A 16,419-nucleotide genomic window follows, 5' to 3' on the forward strand; every position below is an offset into this window, starting at 1 on the left:
GCTGCTGCACCCTCACACGGTACGTGCAGATCTCCGCCGCGTCAGGATGCCACGCGGCGGTCTCCGGGCCGCGCCGGGTGCGCTCAGTCGGCCGACGCGATCAGCGTCTCGAGGTAGGCCCCGTACCCGCTCTTCACGAGGGGCTTCGCGAGCGCCGCCAACTGGTCGGTGTCGATCCAGCCCGCGCGCCAGGCGATCTCCTCGATGCAGCCGATCTTGTACCCCTGCCGGTCTTCGATCACCCGCACGTACTCCGAGGCCTGCATCATCGACTCGAAGGTCCCGGTGTCGAGCCACGCCGTGCCGCGGTCGAGCACCTGCACGTGCAGGTCGCCGCGCTCGAGGTAGCGCTCGTTCACGGTCGAGATCTCGAGCTCGCCGCGCGCGCTCGGCTCGATCGACTTCGCGATCTCCACCACCGAGTTGTCGTAGAAGTAGAGACCGGGCACCGCGTAGTTCGACTTCGGCTGGAGCGGCTTCTCCTCGATCGAGACCGCCGTGAAGTCCTCGTCGAACTCGACCACGCCGTAGGCCCGCGGGTTCGCGACGTGGTACGCGAAGATGCGCGCGCCGTCGATCTCGCCGTTGGTGCGCAGCGACGAGCCGAGCCCGACACCGTGGAAGATGTTGTCGCCGAGCACGAGCGCAACGCTCTGGTCGCCGATGAACTCCTCACCGATGATGAACGCCTGCGCCAGACCGTCGGGCGAGGGCTGCACGGCGTACTCGATGCGCATGCCGAGCTCGCTGCCGTCGCCGAGCAACGCCCGGAACTGGTCGTTGTACTCGGGCGTCGTGATGATGAGCACCTCGTTGATGTCGGCCATCATGAGGGTCGACAGGGGGTAGTAGATCATCGGCTTGTCGTAGATCGGCATCAACTGCTTGGAGATGCCCTTCGTGATCGGCCAGAGCCGGGTGCCGGAGCCGCCGGCCAGGATGATTCCGCGCATCAGGCGCCCTTCTCGTTCAGTGCCGCGTAGAACGCTCGTGCCTGGTCCCAGGTGGGCAGGAGACCGGATGCGGCCGCCTCGGCGAGGCTCGGCGCATCCGTGTCCTTCGGCGAAAGCAGCAGGTCGCCTGCCTCCTCGGGGAAACGGAGCTCGACCTCGGGGTCGAGCGGGTTGATGCCGTGCTCGCGCTCGGCGTTGAAGGTGGAGGTGACGAGGTAGGAGACGGTGGCGTCGTCGGTGAGGGCGACGAAGGCGTGCCCGAGACCCTCGGCGAGGTAGATGCCGCGGCGGTCGGTGTCGTCGAGCAGCACCGAGTCCCACTGCCCGTAGGTGGGCGACCCGACGCGGATGTCGATGACGTAGTCGAGCACCGCACCGTGGGTGGCCGTGACGTACTTCGCCTGCGACGGCGGAATGTCGGCGAAGTGGATGCCGCGCACCACACCCTTCTTCGACACCGAGGTGTTGGCCTGGGCGAGGTCGATGGAGTGCCCGACCACCTCCGCCAGCTTGTCGAAGCGGTACCACTCGAGGAACACGCCCCGGTCGTCGCCGAACTGCTTCGGCGTGATCTCGTAGCTGTCTGGAATGCTCAGTTCGCGGATCTGCACGCACAGAGTCTAACGGGAGCCGCCTGGCCGCACAGTCAGCGGTAGGAGCGCACGCCCGCGATCACGCGCTCGACCTGCGCATCCGTGAGCCCGGCCCAGAGCGGCAGGCGCACCAAGCGCGACGAGAAAGCGGCACTGCGGTCGAGCTCGCGGTCGCCGACCGTGCGGCCGAAGCGGCGGCCGGCGGGCGCGGAGTCCAGGGGCACGTAGTGGAACGCGGCGCGGATGCCCAAACCGCGCAGGTGCTCGATCAGGGCGGTCTGTCCCTCGTGGTCGGGCATCACCACGTAGAACAGGTGGGCCGCGTGCTGCAGGGTCGGGTCATCCGACATGAGGCGCAGGTCGAGGTCGTCGGCCCACTCGGCGAGGCCGTCGGCGTAGGCGTTCCAGACCCGGTTGCGCTCGGCCTGGATGGTCTCGAAGGCGGCGAGCTGGGCATCCAGCACCGCCGCGTTCAGCTCGCTGAGCAGGTAGCTCGAGCCCACGTCCTGCCAGGTGTACTTGTCGACGGCGCCGCGGAGGAATCGGGCCCGGTTGGTGCCTTTCTCCCGCACGATCTCGGCCCGCTCGAGCAGTGCCTCGTCGTTGACGACGAGCGCGCCGCCCTCGCCGCAGTGCACGTTCTTGGTGTCGTGGAAGCTCTGCGTGGCGAGCACCCCGGCGGTGCCGAGCATGCGGGTGCCGTCGCGGCCGCCGAGACCGTGCGCATTGTCCTCCACCAGGGCGATGCCGGCATCCGTCGTGATGCGCAGCACCGACTCGAGGTCGACCGGCACTCCCCCGTAGTGCATCACCGTGACGGCGCGGGTGCGCGGCGTGATGGCCTCGGCCACCTGCTCGGGATCGATGTTGCCCGTCGACTCGTCGATGTCGACGAACACCGGGGTCGCGCCCCGCAGCACCACGGCGGTGGCGGCGGAGGGGAAGGTGAAGCTCGGCAGGATCACCTCGTCGCCCGGCCCGATGTCGAGCAGGATCGCCGCCATGTCGAGGGCGTGCGTGCACGAGGTGGTGAGGAGGGCGTGCGGAGCGCCGAGGAGCGACGTCAGGCGCGCGGTGGCCGAGGCCGTGAACGCTCCGTCGCCATGGGCGTGGTCGGAGCGCAGCACCGCCTCGAGGTTCGCGAGTTCGCCGGGCGAACGGTAGGGGCGGCTGAAGACGATCTCATCGAGCACCGGGTGGGGCATCCGTTCCGTGAGGTGCGGTCGGTTCGGGCCGAGCGGCGGGGGTGGTGGGCAGAGTGGGGGCTTCGGAGGTGAGCACGTGCTCGGGGTCGGCCGACTCCTCCTCGGGCATGATCGTCTCGGGGTTCTCGACCACGAGATACAGCGGCCGGCCCATCGACACGTTCAGCGAGACGCCGATGTACTCGGCGATGACCCCGAGCGAGACCAGGATGGCACCCGAGCACAGCAGCACCACGACGATGAGCGACGCCCACCCCTCGGTGCCGGAGTCGTTGCCGACGGCCAGCGAGACGATGACGTAGACGGCGACAGCCAGCCCGATCAACGCGATGACGCCGCCGAGCACGCTGACGGCCCGGAGCCCGGTGGTGCCGCTGGTCAGCACCATGCGCCAGAAGTACGCGAACAGCGCCGGCAACGAATACCCCGAGACGCGCCCGTCGGCGGTGCGCAGCACCGTCGGGCTCGTCGCCACGCGGTTCGTGACCCAGGAGAGCGCCACGTCGAGATACACCCCGGTGGCGGCGAAGCCCGCGAGTTTGCGGCCCATGTCACCGCGCACCAGGCGGTAGCTCTGGAACTGGCTGGCGTCGGGCAGGTTGAAGGCGGCCCCGAGCATCCGCTTCGACGACTTGGAGGCGGCCGACCGCCACAGCCCGTGCGGCCGCTCATTCGTGAAGCGGGCGTAGACGACGCCGGCCCGCTCACGGATGGCGGTGTCGAGGAAGGCGCCGATCGACGCGGGGTCGTGCTGACCGTCCTCGTCCATGGTGAGGATCCAGCGGCCGGTCGAGGTGGCCATGCCCGCGATCGTCGCCGCGTGCTGGCCGAAGTTGCGGCTGAGCCACAGGATGCGCACGAACGGGTACTGGATCTCGAGCGCCCGCATCACCGTGTCGGAGTGGTCAGGCCCGTTGTCGTGCACGAGGATGACCTCGGTGATGCGGTAGGCCACACCGTCGGGCGTGCGGGTGCGCCGGGTGTACGGCTCGAGCTCGGCGACGACGGCGGCGAGGGTGCGCTCGCCCTGGTACACGGGCACGACGACGGAGATGGTGTACTCCGTGGTCTCGCCGGTGCCGCCTGTGTCCACAGGTCCAGAAGCTATCACGGTGCGGTGGCGATGAAGCTGAAGCGGCCGTCGGCCGAGTCGAAGGCGGATGCGCCGGTGCCGGTCGCGCGCTCGAGTTGCGCCACGATGTCGGCGCCGCCGTCGGCGTAGGCAGCGCGGTCGACCACGATGCCGCAGGCACCGATGCCGTGCAGGGCCATCAGCATCGCAGGCACCGCGAGGGAGGCGTACGCACCCACGTCGTCGATCGGCTCCCGGCCCTTGATGCCGCCGGCCGACCAGCGCAGGTCGTCGGAATGCAGGAACGGGCGCAGCTCGTCGGAGTCGGTGGCGCCGTTGACCGGCGGCGACTCCGGGAACGGGATGTACGGCAGCTGGTAGATGAGGCAGTCGGGTGCGACGGTCGCCTCGACCTGCTTGACGAAGCCGTCGTCGGAGTCGAAGCTCGCCACGGTGGCGGCGCGGGCCGCCGGTTCGATCGGCGGGATCTGGTCCCAGACCGCGAGGAGGAGGAGCAGGGCGGCGAGCGGCAGCGCGACGAGCCATCGGCGGGCGGGTCGGGCATCCGTTCGGCGGGCGCGGCCTCGCCGCAGCACCCAGCGCACGAACCGGTCGAGGATGAGCCCGAGCGCCGCGAGCGCGAGCATCGAGATGAGGATGGCGATGCGGTTCCAGGAGCGGATGGGGAAGTCGACGAAGGAGAGCAGCGTCGAGAGCCCGCCGACCGTGCCGAAGAGCACGGCGACGACGGTCATGCCGGCGAGGATCGAGAGCGTGCGCACGTACGACTTCGGGGCCCGCCAGCGCGTTCGGCCGCCCGAGAGCAGGAAGTACACCGCGAACACGATCAGGGCCACGAACCCGGCGGCGGCGATCAGGCCGAGCGCCGGCGCCTCCGACGGCAGCGGGTAGTAGGTGTCGTAGAGCTGGCGGAGCGTCGCGAACGGGCCGAAGCGGTGGCCCGGCACGGGGAGCAGCAGTGACGCGATCTTGAACGAGTAGAGCTCGGCCTCCGGTGGGCTGCGCACCAGCACCGCCTCGTTGGCGCCGTTGGCGAGGCGGTAGAGGAGGTCGGGCAGGAGGTTGATCGCCATGGTCAGCACGATCACGCCGCCCGCTGCCGCTGCTCCCCAGAACCGCCGCCAGGCGCGGGTCTGCCAGAGCTTCGCGAGGCCCACGACGGCGAGGATCAGCGCCACGAACACCGAGTAGTAGCTCGACGCCGTGCCGAGCAGCGCGAGGGTGCCGACAGTGGCGAGGTTGCGCCGGCTCAGGATGCGCCGAGACCACAGCGGCTGCGCGGTCGCCACGCGGTAGAGGATGCCGAGAGCGAGCGGCACCACGAAGTACGCCGCGAGGAAGAGGTGCCCCTCGCCCTTGATGAAGTGATACGGCGCGATCGAATAGACGACACCGAGTGCAGTGGCGAGGATGCGGCTCACGCCGACGAGGCGCAGGAACCAGACCGCCGTGATCGCCGCGAGCGGGAAGCCGAGCACGAAGTAGATGTTCATCAGCGCGCCGAAGTCGCCCGTGAAGACGCGCAGGAGGTTGGCGGCGATGAAGTGCAGGTTGTCGGCCTGCGGGTAGTCGTTGTAGAACTGCCCGTACGGCGCGCCGAGGTCGGGCTGGTGGGTGAACCAGCCGTACTCGATGATCGTCTTGAAGTGCGAGCCCACCGCGAGCGCGTCGCCCGAGTAGTAGAGCGGCACCTTCCAGTCGAGGTGCCAGAGGTCGAGTCCGAACCACACGGCCACCAGTGAGAGCAGCGCCGCAACGGCATAGGGCAGCCAGCGCCAGCCGGCGAGCCGGGCGGCGAAGCGGTCGAGGCGAGTCATCGTGCTCATGCGGCGGCGGTCATCCTGGCTCGGTTGAGGGTGTAGTAGGCGCGGCGGGCGAGCGCCATGAACTCGGCGCGGCGGTTGCCGATCCAGACGTCGGATGCGCTGATCGTCTCCGGCGCCTGCTCCCGGCACCAGGCATGGTAGGCCTTCGCCTGGGCGGCCTGCTCGTTCACCAGGGCGACGCTCCACTGGCCCTGATTCACCCGGAAGCCCGCGTAGGCGTGGTCGATCGGCAGGTAGTCGCCGCGCAGCAGCACCTTCGAGTAGCTGGTCTGGTCGATGAGGTAGGGGAACCGGGCATCCCAGCCGCCCGCCTGCTCGAGGGTCTCGCGGCGCATCGTGACGCATCCGGGTTCGCCGAACACGTTGGTGCCGCGGCGCACCGTCTGCCGGATGACCGCCACCCCGGGCTGCTGCCGCCGCGCCACCCCCTGGAGGCCGCGCTTGGCGATCGTGACGCGGCCGTGGGCGTCGAGGATGTCGCGGGGGCTCGACACGAGCACGACCTGCGGATGCGCCGCCAGCGCGTCCGAGTGCGCGCGCAGGGCGCCCGGGTAGAGCAGGTCGTCGCCGGGGAGGAGCTTGATGAACTCCCCCGTCGCCGCCTCGGAGACCCGGCGCCAGTTCGCTTCGGCACCGCCGCCCGCCGGGGTGTCGAGCAGGCGCACCCGGCGATCGCCGTCGGTCACGCGTTCGAGCACGGCCCGGGTGTCGTCGGTGGAGGAGTGGTCGGCGACGACGAGCTCGAAGTCGGGGTGGTCCTGGTCGAGCACGGAGCGCACCGCCTCTTCGATGAAGTCGGCATTGTTGTACGCCGGGATGACGACGGAGAGGAGAGGCATCAGCGGTTCCCCCGTGGCGCATCCGGTTCGGTGCCCGGTTCGGAGTCGACCTCGGTGTCGACCTCGGTCGCCGCCTCCGCTTCGCGGCGGAACGAGAACCCCTTGTGCCCGAACCAGCTGATGAGCGTGGTGATGACGAGGATGGAGAACTGCGCGAGGATGCGGTTCCAGCCGATGTTCACGAGGATCGGCAGGATGATGGCGTTGATGGCGATGGCGACGAGGTAGACGCTCTCGAAGCGGGCGAGGTCGCGCCAGACGTGCCCTTTCACGCGGAACACGAAGCGGCGGTACATCACGAACGCGAACAGCACGCCGAGCACGTGGGCGCAGGCGAGGGTGGCGAGCGACCCGACGGTCTCGTTGACCGCCGTGTCGAGCCAGTTGCCCACAGTGAGGTCGAAGACGATGAAGAAGAGGAACCCGACGCCGGTGTTGGTAGCGCCGACGAGCAGGAAGGCGATCCGCTGATCTTTGATCAGGCGGAGGATGAGGCCGGGGCGCTCGGTGGCGTCGTCCCTCTGCTGCACGCTGTCACTCTAGGCCCCGCACCCTGCGAGAAACCCTCACGACACCCCGATAGGTATAGCGGTTCTGCTATTCTTAGATCATGAACGGGATGGGAAACGACTTGATCCGGGAGGGTCGGCGGCGCATCGGCTTGACCCAGGGCGAACTGGCCCGATTGGCCGGCACGACACAATCAGCCATCGCTCGACTCGAGGCCGGGCGCACCTCACCGAGCTTCGACGACGTCATCCGGTACTTGCGCCTGATGGGCCTTGACCTCGACTTTATGCTCGTCGAGCGCGACGACCAGGACTGGGCGCAGGCGCAGGATTGGCTGCATTTGAGTTTATCTCAGCGACATGATGAACTCGTTCGATGGAACGCGATGAACGAAGACATGCGGCAGCAGTTCAATGAGAGCGCCGCCTGATATGCCCCAATTCGACCCCCTGCCGATCGTCCAGACCCTCAATCGTCACGGGGTGGAGTTCGTCGTGATCGGTGGCTATGGAGCAGTGCTGCACGCGGCGCCGTTCGTCACCCAGGACATCGACATCACTCCGTCACGCTCGGCGAACAACCTCGACCTCCTCTCCCAGGCATTGCGCGAACTGGATGCCCGCGTCTACACGCCGACGGAGCCGCGCGGGTTACCGTTCGATCACACGGGAGCATCACTGGGAGCGAGCGGTGTGTGGAATCTGACCACGCCGCACGGACGACTCGACATCTCATTCGTCCCCAATGGCACCACAGGGTACGACGATCTGAAGCGCGACGCGCAAACGGGCGAGATCCACGGGGTGGAGGTGCGGGTGGCGTCGCTGGCCGACATCATCCGGTCGAAGCAGGCCGCCAACCGGCCGAAGGATCAGCGGGTGCTGCCGACGCTGCGGGAGATCCTGGCGTCGCGCAACCCGCGCAACCGCACCGACGCCTGACCGGGGCAGCCCGCAGCGCGAGCGGGCACGGTCGGCGTCGGGGGCTCCGGTTAGAATCGACGGCGACACTGATGCGAGGAGACATCCCCCACCATGAAGATTCTTGTGACCGGCGGCGCCGGGTTCATCGGCTCCAATTTCGTTCGACGCACCCTGGAAGACGCCTACCCCGGACTCGAAGGAGCCGAGGTGGTGGTGCTCGACGCGCTCACCTACTCCGGCAACCTCGACAACCTCCTCCCGGTCAAGGACTCCCCGCGCCTCACCTTCGTGAACGGCGACATCCGCAACGGTCAGCTGCTCGACGACCTGTTCCCGGGACTGGATGCGGTGGTGCACTTCGCCGCCGAGTCGCACGTCGACCGTTCGGTGCGCGACGCCTCGATCTTCGTCGAGACCAATGTGCTCGGCACCCAGCAGCTGCTCGACGCGGCGCTCCGCAACAACCTCCCCCGCTTCGTGCACGTCTCCACCGACGAGGTCTACGGCTCCATCGCCGAGGGCTCCTGGGCCGAAGACCGCCCGCTCGAGCCGAACTCGCCGTACTCCGCGTCGAAGGCCGGCAGCGACCTGCTCGCCCGCAGCTACCACCGCACGCACGGAATGAACATCTCCATCACGCGCTGCTCGAACAACTACGGGCCCTACCACTTCCCCGAGAAGGTCATCCCGCTGTTCGTCACGAACCTCATCGACGACAAGCACGTGCCGCTCTACGGCGAGGGCAACAACATCCGCGACTGGCTGCACGTCGACGACCACACCCGCGGCATCGCCATGGTGCTCGTGAACGGTCGCGCCGGCGAGATCTACAACATCGGCGGTGGCACCGAGCTCACCAACAAGGAGCTCACCCAGCTGCTGTTGGATGCCACGGGCAAGGACTGGTCGTACGTCGATCGCGTCGCCGACCGCCTCGGTCACGACCTGCGCTACTCGGTCGACATCTCGAAGATCCAGCGCGAGCTCGGCTACGAGCCGCTGGTGCCGTTCGAGCAGGGCCTGGCCGACGTGGTGCAGTGGTACCGCGACAACCGGCAGTGGTGGGAGCCCCTCAAGGCCCGCGCCGCGCTGGTCTGAGCGGCCGGTTCGCTGCCATGACGCGTTACCTCATCACCGGAGCCGCCGGGATGCTCGGCCAGGACCTGATCGCCGCGCTCGACGGGCGCGACGTCGTCGCGCTCACCCGTGCTGACCTCGACATCACGGATGCATCCGCCGTCGCAGCCGCACTCGCCGGCGTCGACGTGGTCTTCAACTGCGCCGCGTACACCGCGGTGGATGCGGCCGAGACCGACGAGGAGGCCGCCCAGCTCGTGAACGCGGTCGGGCCGGCGACACTCGCCGAGGCGACCGCCGCATCCGGCGCGAAGCTCTTCCAGGTCTCCACCGACTACGTCTTCCAGGGCGACGCCACAACGCCCTACCCCGAAGACGAGCCGCGCGACCCGCTGAACGCCTACGGCCGCACCAAGGCCGGCGGCGAAGAGGCGGTGCTGCGGCTGAACCCGGAGGGCGGCTACGTCGTGCGCACGGCCTGGCTCTACGGAGCCGGCGGCCCGAACTTCCCGGCCACCATGCTGCGGCTCGGGCGCGAACGCGACACCGTCTCGGTGGTGAACGACCAGGTGGGTCAGCCCACCTGGACCGCCGATCTGGCCCGCCAGCTCGTGCTGCTGGCTGACTCGGATGCGCCCGCCGGTGTCTACCACGGCACCAACTCCGGGCAGGCCTCGTGGTTCGACTTCGCCCAGGCAACCTTTCAGGAAGCCGGACTCGACCCTGATAAGGTCAAGCCAACGGACAGCTCGCAGTTTGTTCGTCCCGCCCCGCGTCCCGCGTACTCCGTGCTCGGGCATGACGCGTGGTCCCGAGCGGGATTGGAGCCCATGCGAGACTGGCGCACCGCCCTTCATGACGCGGTGACCTCGGGAGTTTTTGGAGAGTAAGCAATGGCCACGTTACGGGTGATCATCGACCAGCTGGTCGCCCCCGTACCGGGTGGTATCGGCCGTTACACCCTCGAGCTGACCAAGCAGCTGATCGCCACCGCGCCGCGCAACTGCGACGTGGAGGGCATCATCTCAGCGGTGCCCACCGAGACCGCCGACGCCGTGCAGGCGAAGTTGCCCGGACTCGCGGGGCTGCACCGCGCATCCTTGCCCCGGCGGGAGCTCTCGGCGGCGTGGCAGCACGGCATCATCGGTTCGTCGGGCGGCGGGATGGTGCACGCCACGAGCCTGCTCGCGCCGATGCGCAAGCACGACCGACGCGAAGAGCTCGGCACGCAGACCGCGGTGACGATCCACGACGTGGTGCCGTGGACGCATCCGGAGACGTTGACGCCCCGCGGGGTGTCGTGGCACAAGGCCATGGCGAAGCGCGCGGCGAAGTTCGCCGACGCGATCGTGGTGCCGACGCACGCGGTGGCCGAGGAGCTGTCGCGCTACTTCACCTTCGGTGATCGCATCCGGGTGATCGGCGGCGCGGTGAGCGACGAGCTGCGGCTGCCGCTCGTGCCGCGCGAACGGGCCGCCGAACTCGGTCTGCCCGAGCGGTACGTGCTCGCTGTCGGAACGCTCGAGCCACGCAAGGGCCTGGCGTCGCTGATCGCCGCCATGGCCGAGCCGCAGGTCGCCGATCTGCCGCTCGTGATCGCCGGGCCCGAAGGCTGGGGCGACGTCGACGTGGCCTCGGTGGCGGCCGCGGCGGGGGTGGATGCGTCGCGCATCCACGTGCTCGGATTCGTCAGCGACACCGACCTCGCGCTCGCCATCGAGCGGGCGACGGTGTTCGTCTACCCGAGCCAGGCCGAAGGGTTCGGGCTGCCGGTGGTGGAGGCCTTCAAGTTCGGCACGCCCGTCATCCACGCCGATGTCCCGGCGCTCGTCGAGGTGGCGGCGGGGGCGTCGTTCGTGGTGGAGCGCACGACGGCAGCGGAGTTCCCCGGCCAGCTGGCGGATGCGATCCACACCGTCACGACGGATGCCACGCTCCGCAACCGGCTCGCCATCTCCGGTCTCGACCGCGCCCGCGCCTTCTCGTGGCGGGACTCGGCGGACAAGGTGTGGCAGCTGCACGCCGACCTGTAGCCGCGCCCACCCGCGGACTTCTCCAAACGAGCCGGGTCGTGCGCCCGCGGAGGGCACCAGTCGCGGCCAGGATTGGAGAACTCCGCCGCGATGCCCGTCAGATTCGGGGAGCGGGGGCGTCGCTCGGCAGCGGGCGGTCGGCCGCGACGTCATGGCTGGGGTCGCACAGGCGCAGGATGATCACGATGAGGCCCGCGATCGGCACCAGCAGCCAGAACAGCTGCGTCCAGCGATTGCCGCCGTCGCGGAGGCGGCGCACCGCGACGGCGAGCGTCGGCACGAGGGTGGCGATCGACCACACGCCGTTGAGCACCGACCCGATCGTCTCGCCACCGGGCTGCGTCACGATGGTGATCGAGCCGAGCGCGGCGCTGACGAGGGTGGCGAACAAGATCCACCACCAGAACTCGGCCAGCCCCGCTCGGCCCTCGAACTCGGCGTACTTGCGGGCGACGGTCGCGATGGCCGCGCCGAACGACATACTCGGAGCGCGCCCATCGGGTGCCTGACTCATGCAGCAGGCCTCAGCCCGCGGAGTCGGTGGCGGTGGAGAGCACGAGGGCGTTCGCGACCGTGGAGCGGACGGTGTCCCAGTCCGGGTCCTCCGGGTCGATGAGCGGGGGCGTGAGGTCGATGCGGTCGATCGGGAGGTCTTTCGTCTTCAGCGCGAGGTCGATGAAGTACGAGAGCGTGGACTGCGGGATGTCGGTCTGCACGACCTGCGTACCCGCCTCGACGATGCCCTGGAACTTCGTCAGCACGTTCACCGGTTGGAACTGCTGGAGGATCGCCTTCTGCAGTTCACCCTGGCGCTCCATCCGGTCGTAGTCGCTCGTCGTGTGCCGGGAGCGCGCGTACCACAGTGCCGTGTAGCCGTTCATGTGCTGCTCGCCGGGCCAGATCCAGCCCTCGATCTCGTTGCCGTCTTCGTCGCCGCCCATCGGCAGCGCCTCGGTGACGTTGATGTCGACTCCGCCGAGCGCGTCGATGAGGTCGCTGAAGCCCTGCATGTCGATCATGACGTAGTACTGGATGGTGATGCCGAGGGCGCCCTCGATCGCATCCTTCGTCGCTTCGACGCCCGGGTTCGAACCCTCGGCGTCGGCGTTCGGATAGAGGTCTTGGTCGTACGCCATGATCCGCGGGTAGAGGAAGCTGATCTGGCAGTCGCTGCCGCAGTCGTAGCTGCCGTCGGGTGCGTAGTCACTGCCGATGAGGGGCGAGCCCTCCTTGATCGGCACCTGCTGCAGGTCGCGGGGGATGCCGATCATGGTGGCGCGACCGGTGTCGGCCTCGATCGACACCACGGTCATGCTGTCGGGGCGCATGCCGTCGCGGTCGGGCCCGGCGTCGCCGCCGAGGAGCAGGATGTTGTAGCGCCCGTCGATCGGCGGCTCGGCCGCGGCCTGCGCCGAGAACACGGCGTCGAGTCCGCTCTGCGCGACGTTGGCGTAGTAGGCGCCGGCCGCAGCCCCGCCCGATGCGACGGCGAGCAGCACGACCGAGAAGAGGGCGAGCGCCGGTCGGGCGCGGTTGCCGACGCGCACCAGGCGCACGAGCCGCAACGTGTCGAGGGTCAGCACCACCCAGAGCACCGCGTAGGCGAGCAGCACCACCTGCACCGCACCGAGGGGCAGCGGGTTGGTGGCGATGGAGAAGATGACCTGCGGCCAGATGAGGTAGATGACGAGGCCGAGCACGGCCATGATCCACATGGCGAAGGTGAAATACAGCCCGAACCGGCCGAGTTTGCGGTTGCCGGCCAGCACCTGCGCCGACCCCGGGATGAGGAAGTTGAGCACCACGAGCCACCAGCCGCGCACCGTCATCGCCTTCGGTGAAGACGTGTCGGGGTAGCGGATGGGGCTGGCCGTGGCGTTGGCGCTTGCGGTGTAGGCGGTCATAGGCGGGCTTGGAGGTCCGAGTTCTTGCGGTCGACGAGCTCGGCGAGCTCGGTACGGTAGGCGTCGAGGCGTGCGGCCAGCCCATCATCCGAAGTCGACAGAATGCTGACAGCGATGAGTGCGGCGTTCTTCGCGCCGCCGATCGAGACGGTGGCGACCGGGATGCCGGCGGGCATCTGCACGATCGAGAGCAGCGAGTCGAGGCCGTCGAGTCGCGCCAGCGGCACGGGCACGCCGACCACGGGGAGGGTGGTGACGGATGCGATCATGCCCGGCAGGTGCGCCGCTCCGCCCGCTCCGGCGATGACGACCTTGAGGCCGCGCTGCCGGGCGGTCTTGCCGTAGTCGATCATCTTCTCCGGCGTGCGGTGTGCCGACACGACCTGCACCTCGTAGGGGACGCCGAAGTCGGTGAGCACCTGCACGGCGTCGCTCATGACGGTGAAGTCGGAATCCGACCCCATGACGACGCCCACGACGGGGGTGGTTTCGGGCATAGCCCCCACTGTAAATGTGCGTTTGAGTAGATGGCCGCAGCGGCACGCGCAGCGTCCTACTTCGGCAGGTAGCCGCGCAGCCGATCGAGCACCCCGTCGCTCACCGTGTTCGGCCCACCGAGCACCACGGTGCGGTACGGCCTCGACACCTAGTCCTGGAAGAAGGCGGCCGCCGCGCGCGCCTGGAAGACGACCTCGTCGAGGTCCTCGCCTCCTGCCGTGACGTGGCCCACCTTACGGCCGGGCCGCGGCTCCTTGCCGTAGAGGTGGAGCTTCGCGGTCGGCTGGTCGGCCATCGCCAGCACGGTCGCCTCGTCGAGGGTGCGCACGGTGGGGCCGCCCAGGATGTTCACCATCACGCTCCACGGATCGCGATGCCCCGTCGCCCCGAACGGCAGGTCGAGCACCGCGCGCAGGTGCTGTTCGAACTGGCTGGTGGTGGAACCGTCGATGGTCCAGTGACCGGTGTTGTGCGGGCGCATGGCGAGCTCATTGACGAGGATGCGCTCATCCGTCGTCTCGAACAGCTCGACGGCCAGCACGCCCGTTACCCCGAGTTCCTCGGCGATGGTGGTGCCGATGCGCGCCGCCATCTCGGCTTCCCGGCCCGCGGCACTGGGCGCGGGCGCGATGACCTCGGCGCACACACCGTCCTTCTGCACCGACTCGACCACGGGCCACAGCGTGATGTCGCCGGAGGGCCGCCGCGCCACGAGCTGCGCCAGCTCCCGCCGGAAGTCGACCAGCTCCTCGGCGAGCAGCGCTCCCCCACGGCCGTCCTCATCGAGCGCCAGAAACCACTCCTCCGCCTGCGCCGCCGAGGTCACGACCCGCACGCCCTTACCGTCGTAGCCGCCGCGCGCGGTCTTCACGACCGCATGCCCGCCGTGGTCGGCGATGAAGGCGTCCAGCTCCTCCGGGGTCTCGATGCGGGCCCAGTCGGGCATCGGGATGCCGAGTGACGCGAGCCGCTCGCGCATCCGCAGCTTGTCCTGGGCGTACTGCAGCGCATCCGGCCCGGGGTGGACCTGCACTCCCTCGGCGACGAGCGCCCGCAGCACCGCCTGCGGCACGTGCTCGTGGTCGAAGGTGAGCACGTCGACATCGCGGGCGAAGTCGCGCACCGTCGCGAGGTCGGTGTAGTCGCCCACCGCGGTCGCGGCGATCGCCGCCGACATGCCCTCGTTCTCGGCCAGCACCCGGATCTCGATGCCCAGCTCCACCGCCGCCGGCACCATCATCCGCGCCAGCTGCCCGCCACCCACAACACCCACTACGAAAGTCACGGGAGAAGTCTAGTTGCCCGCATCCGACCCGGTCAGAGGACTTGCGCGGCGGGGACGGGGTGCTCGGTGAGCTCGCCCAGCAGGTCGGCGACGAGGCGCGCCGAGGGCACGTCGCGGAGCACGAGGGTGAGGTCGGGGCCCGCCACCACCCGCACGTCTCCGGCAGCGTACGCGGCCTGCAGCGGGGTGCGCCGCAGCCGCACATCCGTCACGCGTGCGAGGTAGACGTCCTGCCGCTGACGCACGAGGATGCCCCGCCGCGCGATGATGCGCCGCGTCGTCACGGTGTAGCGGTGCCCGAGCCAGGCGAAGAAGGGCAGCAGCACGGCGAAGAAGACCAGTCCGGCTGCGGCGGCGAGCGCCGCCCAGTTCTGCCACTCCTCGAGGAACCGGCCGCCGAAGTAGCCGTAGGCCGTGACGGTGGCGAACAGGACGAGCACCGGGATGGTCAGCCGTCGCCCGTGCGGGCGGATGCGCAGGAGGATGGTCTCGGGCGCCGCCGGCCGCACCGGTTCGACCGAGGTGGTGTACCCCGCGTCGGGGGCCGAGGCCGCGCCCCAGCCGAAGCGCTCGGTGGCGGCGGGGTCACGCTGCGAGGGCTGCGACGCCGGCGACGGCGGACCAGACGGAGCGGGCCGCGCTCCGGGCGGGTACATCGCCGGCGCCCCGGGCACCCCAGGCGCCGCCGGCCCGCGCAGCAGCGAGTCGAACGACTCCGTCTGCTCTCCGCGCCTGGCCATGAGCCCATTCTTTACCGGGAATCTCCGTTTCCCCTGTCGTCGTGCCGGAGATGCGTCACATCGCCCGCGGAGACCACCAGCGGCTCCCCGCCGTCGTCGAGGTCGACCACGAGCCGCCCGGTCTCATCGACCGCCCGCGCGACCCCCGTGCGGAACTCCCCGCCCGGCAGCTCCACCCGAACCGCACGCCCGAGCGTCCCCGTGACCCTCGTCACGTCTGCCAGCAGCCCGCTCGCCACCGCGTCACCCCCCGCCGCGCACCAGCGCTCGTAGAGCGAGCCGAGGTCGCGCAGGTACCCGGCGAGCACCGCATCCGGCGACGGCTGCGCCACCCCGGCCACGAGCAACGACGTCGAGGTCGGCGTCGGCAGCTCCTCCTCGGTGAGGGCGAGGTTGAGGCCTGCGCCGATGACGAGGCCCCGCGCATCCGGCAGCAGTTCGCCGAGGATGCCCGACACCTTCCGTTCCCCGATCAGCACGTCGTTCGGCCACTTCAGGCTCACCGCCTCGCGCGCCAGGCGGTGAGCGGTGTGGATGCGCGCCGTCTGCACGAGGCCTCCCACCACCCGGGCCATCGCGACGCCGGCCAGGAGCGGCAGCGTGCCGAAGCGCTCGGGCGGGATCGGGGCTCCGGATGCGTCGCGCGGCCGCAACAGCACCGAGATCGCGAGCGTCCGGCCGGCCGGCGCGGTCCACACCCGGCCGAGACGGCCACGGCCCGCGACCTGGTCGTCGGTGGCGACCACTGCGAGATCCGGCCAGTCGGCGGTCGACGGGCCCGCCGCGGCCTGCACCAGCACGTCGTTCGTCGAGCCGGCCTGCGGCAGCCATTCCAGTCGCGGCGCGACGGCTCGCGAGAGCGGCAGGAGGGGCGGATGCGCGGGCTTGTCCATGCCGCCAAGCTACCGGACGCGTGCAGCACGGCGGGGCATCCGTGCAC

The 16,419-nt window shown here is 69.7% G+C and carries 18 protein-coding genes; 5 read left to right on the top strand and 13 right to left on the bottom strand.

Annotated features, from left to right (window positions below; genetic code table 11):
- Positions 1-83: 83 nt before the first annotated feature.
- Genes rfbA through AC3WLB_RS11550 form a run of 7 tightly spaced genes read right to left on the bottom strand, consistent with a single transcriptional unit; the run spans position 84 to position 7,039 of the window.
- On the bottom strand, positions 84-953 hold the full coding sequence (rfbA, locus tag AC3WLB_RS11520) for a glucose-1-phosphate thymidylyltransferase RfbA (RefSeq protein WP_022898326.1): 870 nt from the start codon (positions 951-953) through the stop codon (positions 84-86).
- On the bottom strand, positions 953-1,564 hold the full coding sequence (locus AC3WLB_RS11525) for a dTDP-4-dehydrorhamnose 3,5-epimerase family protein (RefSeq protein WP_492506062.1): 612 nt from the start codon (positions 1,562-1,564) through the stop codon (positions 953-955). Before AC3WLB_RS11525 ends, rfbA begins: the two co-directional genes overlap by 1 nt.
- A 35-nt stretch (positions 1,565-1,599) precedes the next feature.
- Positions 1,600-2,739, bottom strand: coding sequence for a dTDP-4-amino-4,6-dideoxygalactose transaminase (gene rffA / locus AC3WLB_RS11530; protein WP_492506064.1), 1,140 nt, complete (start codon positions 2,737-2,739; stop codon positions 1,600-1,602).
- Complete coding sequence (locus tag AC3WLB_RS11535) at positions 2,729-3,844, bottom strand: glycosyltransferase (RefSeq protein ID WP_022898323.1); 1,116 nt, start codon at positions 3,842-3,844, stop codon at positions 2,729-2,731. Before AC3WLB_RS11535 ends, rffA begins: the two co-directional genes overlap by 11 nt.
- A gap of 14 nt (positions 3,845-3,858) precedes the next feature.
- Positions 3,859-5,670 carry a hypothetical protein gene (locus tag AC3WLB_RS11540; protein ID WP_492506066.1) on the bottom strand — a complete coding sequence of 604 codons (1,812 nt, stop codon included), beginning with the start codon at positions 5,668-5,670 and terminating at the stop codon, positions 3,859-3,861.
- A complete protein-coding gene (locus tag AC3WLB_RS11545; RefSeq protein WP_492506068.1) occupies positions 5,667-6,509 on the bottom strand; it encodes a glycosyltransferase family 2 protein in 843 nt (280 codons plus the stop codon). The genes AC3WLB_RS11540 and AC3WLB_RS11545 overlap by 4 nt, the downstream gene beginning before the upstream one ends.
- Entirely contained in the window at positions 6,509-7,039 is a 531-nt protein-coding gene (locus AC3WLB_RS11550) for a GtrA family protein (RefSeq protein WP_492506070.1), read from the bottom strand. The genes AC3WLB_RS11545 and AC3WLB_RS11550 overlap by 1 nt, the downstream gene beginning before the upstream one ends.
- An 80-nt stretch (positions 7,040-7,119) precedes the next feature.
- Between AC3WLB_RS11550 and AC3WLB_RS11555 the strand changes: the two genes are divergently transcribed.
- The 5 genes from AC3WLB_RS11555 (at position 7,120) to AC3WLB_RS11575 (ending at position 11,052) form a co-directional block, all read left to right on the top strand.
- On the top strand, positions 7,120-7,449 hold the full coding sequence (locus AC3WLB_RS11555; protein WP_492506072.1) for a helix-turn-helix domain-containing protein: 330 nt from the start codon (positions 7,120-7,122) through the stop codon (positions 7,447-7,449).
- Position 7,450: 1 nt separating this feature from the next.
- Positions 7,451-7,960 carry a hypothetical protein gene (locus AC3WLB_RS11560; protein WP_492506074.1) on the top strand — a complete coding sequence of 170 codons (510 nt, stop codon included), beginning with the start codon at positions 7,451-7,453 and terminating at the stop codon, positions 7,958-7,960.
- A 93-nt stretch (positions 7,961-8,053) separates the two neighbouring features.
- On the top strand, positions 8,054-9,040 hold the full coding sequence (rfbB, locus tag AC3WLB_RS11565; RefSeq protein ID WP_022898317.1) for a dTDP-glucose 4,6-dehydratase: 987 nt from the start codon (positions 8,054-8,056) through the stop codon (positions 9,038-9,040).
- A 17-nt stretch (positions 9,041-9,057) separates the two neighbouring features.
- Entirely contained in the window at positions 9,058-9,909 is an 852-nt protein-coding gene (gene rfbD / locus AC3WLB_RS11570; protein WP_022898316.1) for a dTDP-4-dehydrorhamnose reductase, read from the top strand.
- Positions 9,910-9,912: 3 nt separating this feature from the next.
- Positions 9,913-11,052 carry a glycosyltransferase family 4 protein gene (locus AC3WLB_RS11575; protein WP_492506076.1) on the top strand — a complete coding sequence of 380 codons (1,140 nt, stop codon included), beginning with the start codon at positions 9,913-9,915 and terminating at the stop codon, positions 11,050-11,052.
- A 97-nt stretch (positions 11,053-11,149) separates the two neighbouring features.
- Here the strand turns inward: AC3WLB_RS11575 and AC3WLB_RS11580 are convergent, their stop codons facing one another.
- The 6 genes from AC3WLB_RS11580 to AC3WLB_RS11605 form a co-directional block, all read right to left on the bottom strand.
- A complete protein-coding gene (locus AC3WLB_RS11580; RefSeq protein WP_492506078.1) occupies positions 11,150-11,566 on the bottom strand; it encodes a DUF805 domain-containing protein in 417 nt (138 codons plus the stop codon).
- Between the two features lie 10 nt (positions 11,567-11,576).
- Complete coding sequence (locus AC3WLB_RS11585) at positions 11,577-12,956, bottom strand: LCP family protein (RefSeq protein WP_492506080.1); 1,380 nt, start codon at positions 12,954-12,956, stop codon at positions 11,577-11,579.
- Positions 12,953-13,453: a 5-(carboxyamino)imidazole ribonucleotide mutase gene (gene purE, locus AC3WLB_RS11590; protein ID WP_492506082.1), complete on the bottom strand. Its 501-nt coding sequence runs from the start codon at positions 13,451-13,453 to the stop codon at positions 12,953-12,955. The genes AC3WLB_RS11585 and purE overlap by 4 nt, the downstream gene beginning before the upstream one ends.
- Before the next feature lie 149 nt (positions 13,454-13,602).
- Entirely contained in the window at positions 13,603-14,739 is a 1,137-nt protein-coding gene (locus AC3WLB_RS11595; protein WP_492506084.1) for a 5-(carboxyamino)imidazole ribonucleotide synthase, read from the bottom strand.
- Between the two features lie 32 nt (positions 14,740-14,771).
- Positions 14,772-15,479, bottom strand: coding sequence for a PH domain-containing protein (locus tag AC3WLB_RS11600; RefSeq protein ID WP_492506086.1), 708 nt, complete (start codon positions 15,477-15,479; stop codon positions 14,772-14,774).
- Between the two features lie 11 nt (positions 15,480-15,490).
- Positions 15,491-16,372 (bottom strand): biotin--[acetyl-CoA-carboxylase] ligase, encoded by an 882-nt coding sequence (locus AC3WLB_RS11605; RefSeq protein WP_492506088.1) that lies wholly within the window; start codon positions 16,370-16,372, stop codon positions 15,491-15,493.
- Positions 16,373-16,419: the final 47 nt, after the last annotated feature.

It is taken from the genome of Herbiconiux sp. FW305-C-125 (assembly GCF_058783455.1).

What these genes read in the sequence shown, in the direction of transcription:
- AC3WLB_RS11585 (WP_492506080.1), bottom strand. Translation starts at nt 12,956, where the DNA reads ATGACCGCCTACACCGCAAGCGCCAACGCCACGGCCAGCCCCATCCGC.
- AC3WLB_RS11540 (WP_492506066.1), bottom strand. Translation starts at nt 5,670, where the DNA reads ATGAGCACGATGACTCGCCTCGACCGCTTCGCCGCCCGGCTCGCCGGC.
- purE (WP_492506082.1), bottom strand. Translation starts at nt 13,453, where the DNA reads ATGCCCGAAACCACCCCCGTCGTGGGCGTCGTCATGGGGTCGGATTCC.
- AC3WLB_RS11560 (WP_492506074.1), top strand. Translation starts at nt 7,451, where the DNA reads ATGCCCCAATTCGACCCCCTGCCGATCGTCCAGACCCTCAATCGTCAC.
- AC3WLB_RS11545 (WP_492506068.1), bottom strand. Translation starts at nt 6,509, where the DNA reads ATGCCTCTCCTCTCCGTCGTCATCCCGGCGTACAACAATGCCGACTTC.
- AC3WLB_RS11605 (WP_492506088.1), bottom strand. Translation starts at nt 16,372, where the DNA reads ATGGACAAGCCCGCGCATCCGCCCCTCCTGCCGCTCTCGCGAGCCGTC.
- AC3WLB_RS11575 (WP_492506076.1), top strand. Translation starts at nt 9,913, where the DNA reads ATGGCCACGTTACGGGTGATCATCGACCAGCTGGTCGCCCCCGTACCG.
- rfbD (WP_022898316.1), top strand. Translation starts at nt 9,058, where the DNA reads ATGACGCGTTACCTCATCACCGGAGCCGCCGGGATGCTCGGCCAGGAC.
- AC3WLB_RS11555 (WP_492506072.1), top strand. Translation starts at nt 7,120, where the DNA reads ATGAACGGGATGGGAAACGACTTGATCCGGGAGGGTCGGCGGCGCATC.
- rfbA (WP_022898326.1), bottom strand. Translation starts at nt 953, where the DNA reads ATGCGCGGAATCATCCTGGCCGGCGGCTCCGGCACCCGGCTCTGGCCG.
- AC3WLB_RS11600 (WP_492506086.1), bottom strand. Translation starts at nt 15,479, where the DNA reads ATGGCCAGGCGCGGAGAGCAGACGGAGTCGTTCGACTCGCTGCTGCGC.
- AC3WLB_RS11580 (WP_492506078.1), bottom strand. Translation starts at nt 11,566, where the DNA reads ATGAGTCAGGCACCCGATGGGCGCGCTCCGAGTATGTCGTTCGGCGCG.
- rfbB (WP_022898317.1), top strand. Translation starts at nt 8,054, where the DNA reads ATGAAGATTCTTGTGACCGGCGGCGCCGGGTTCATCGGCTCCAATTTC.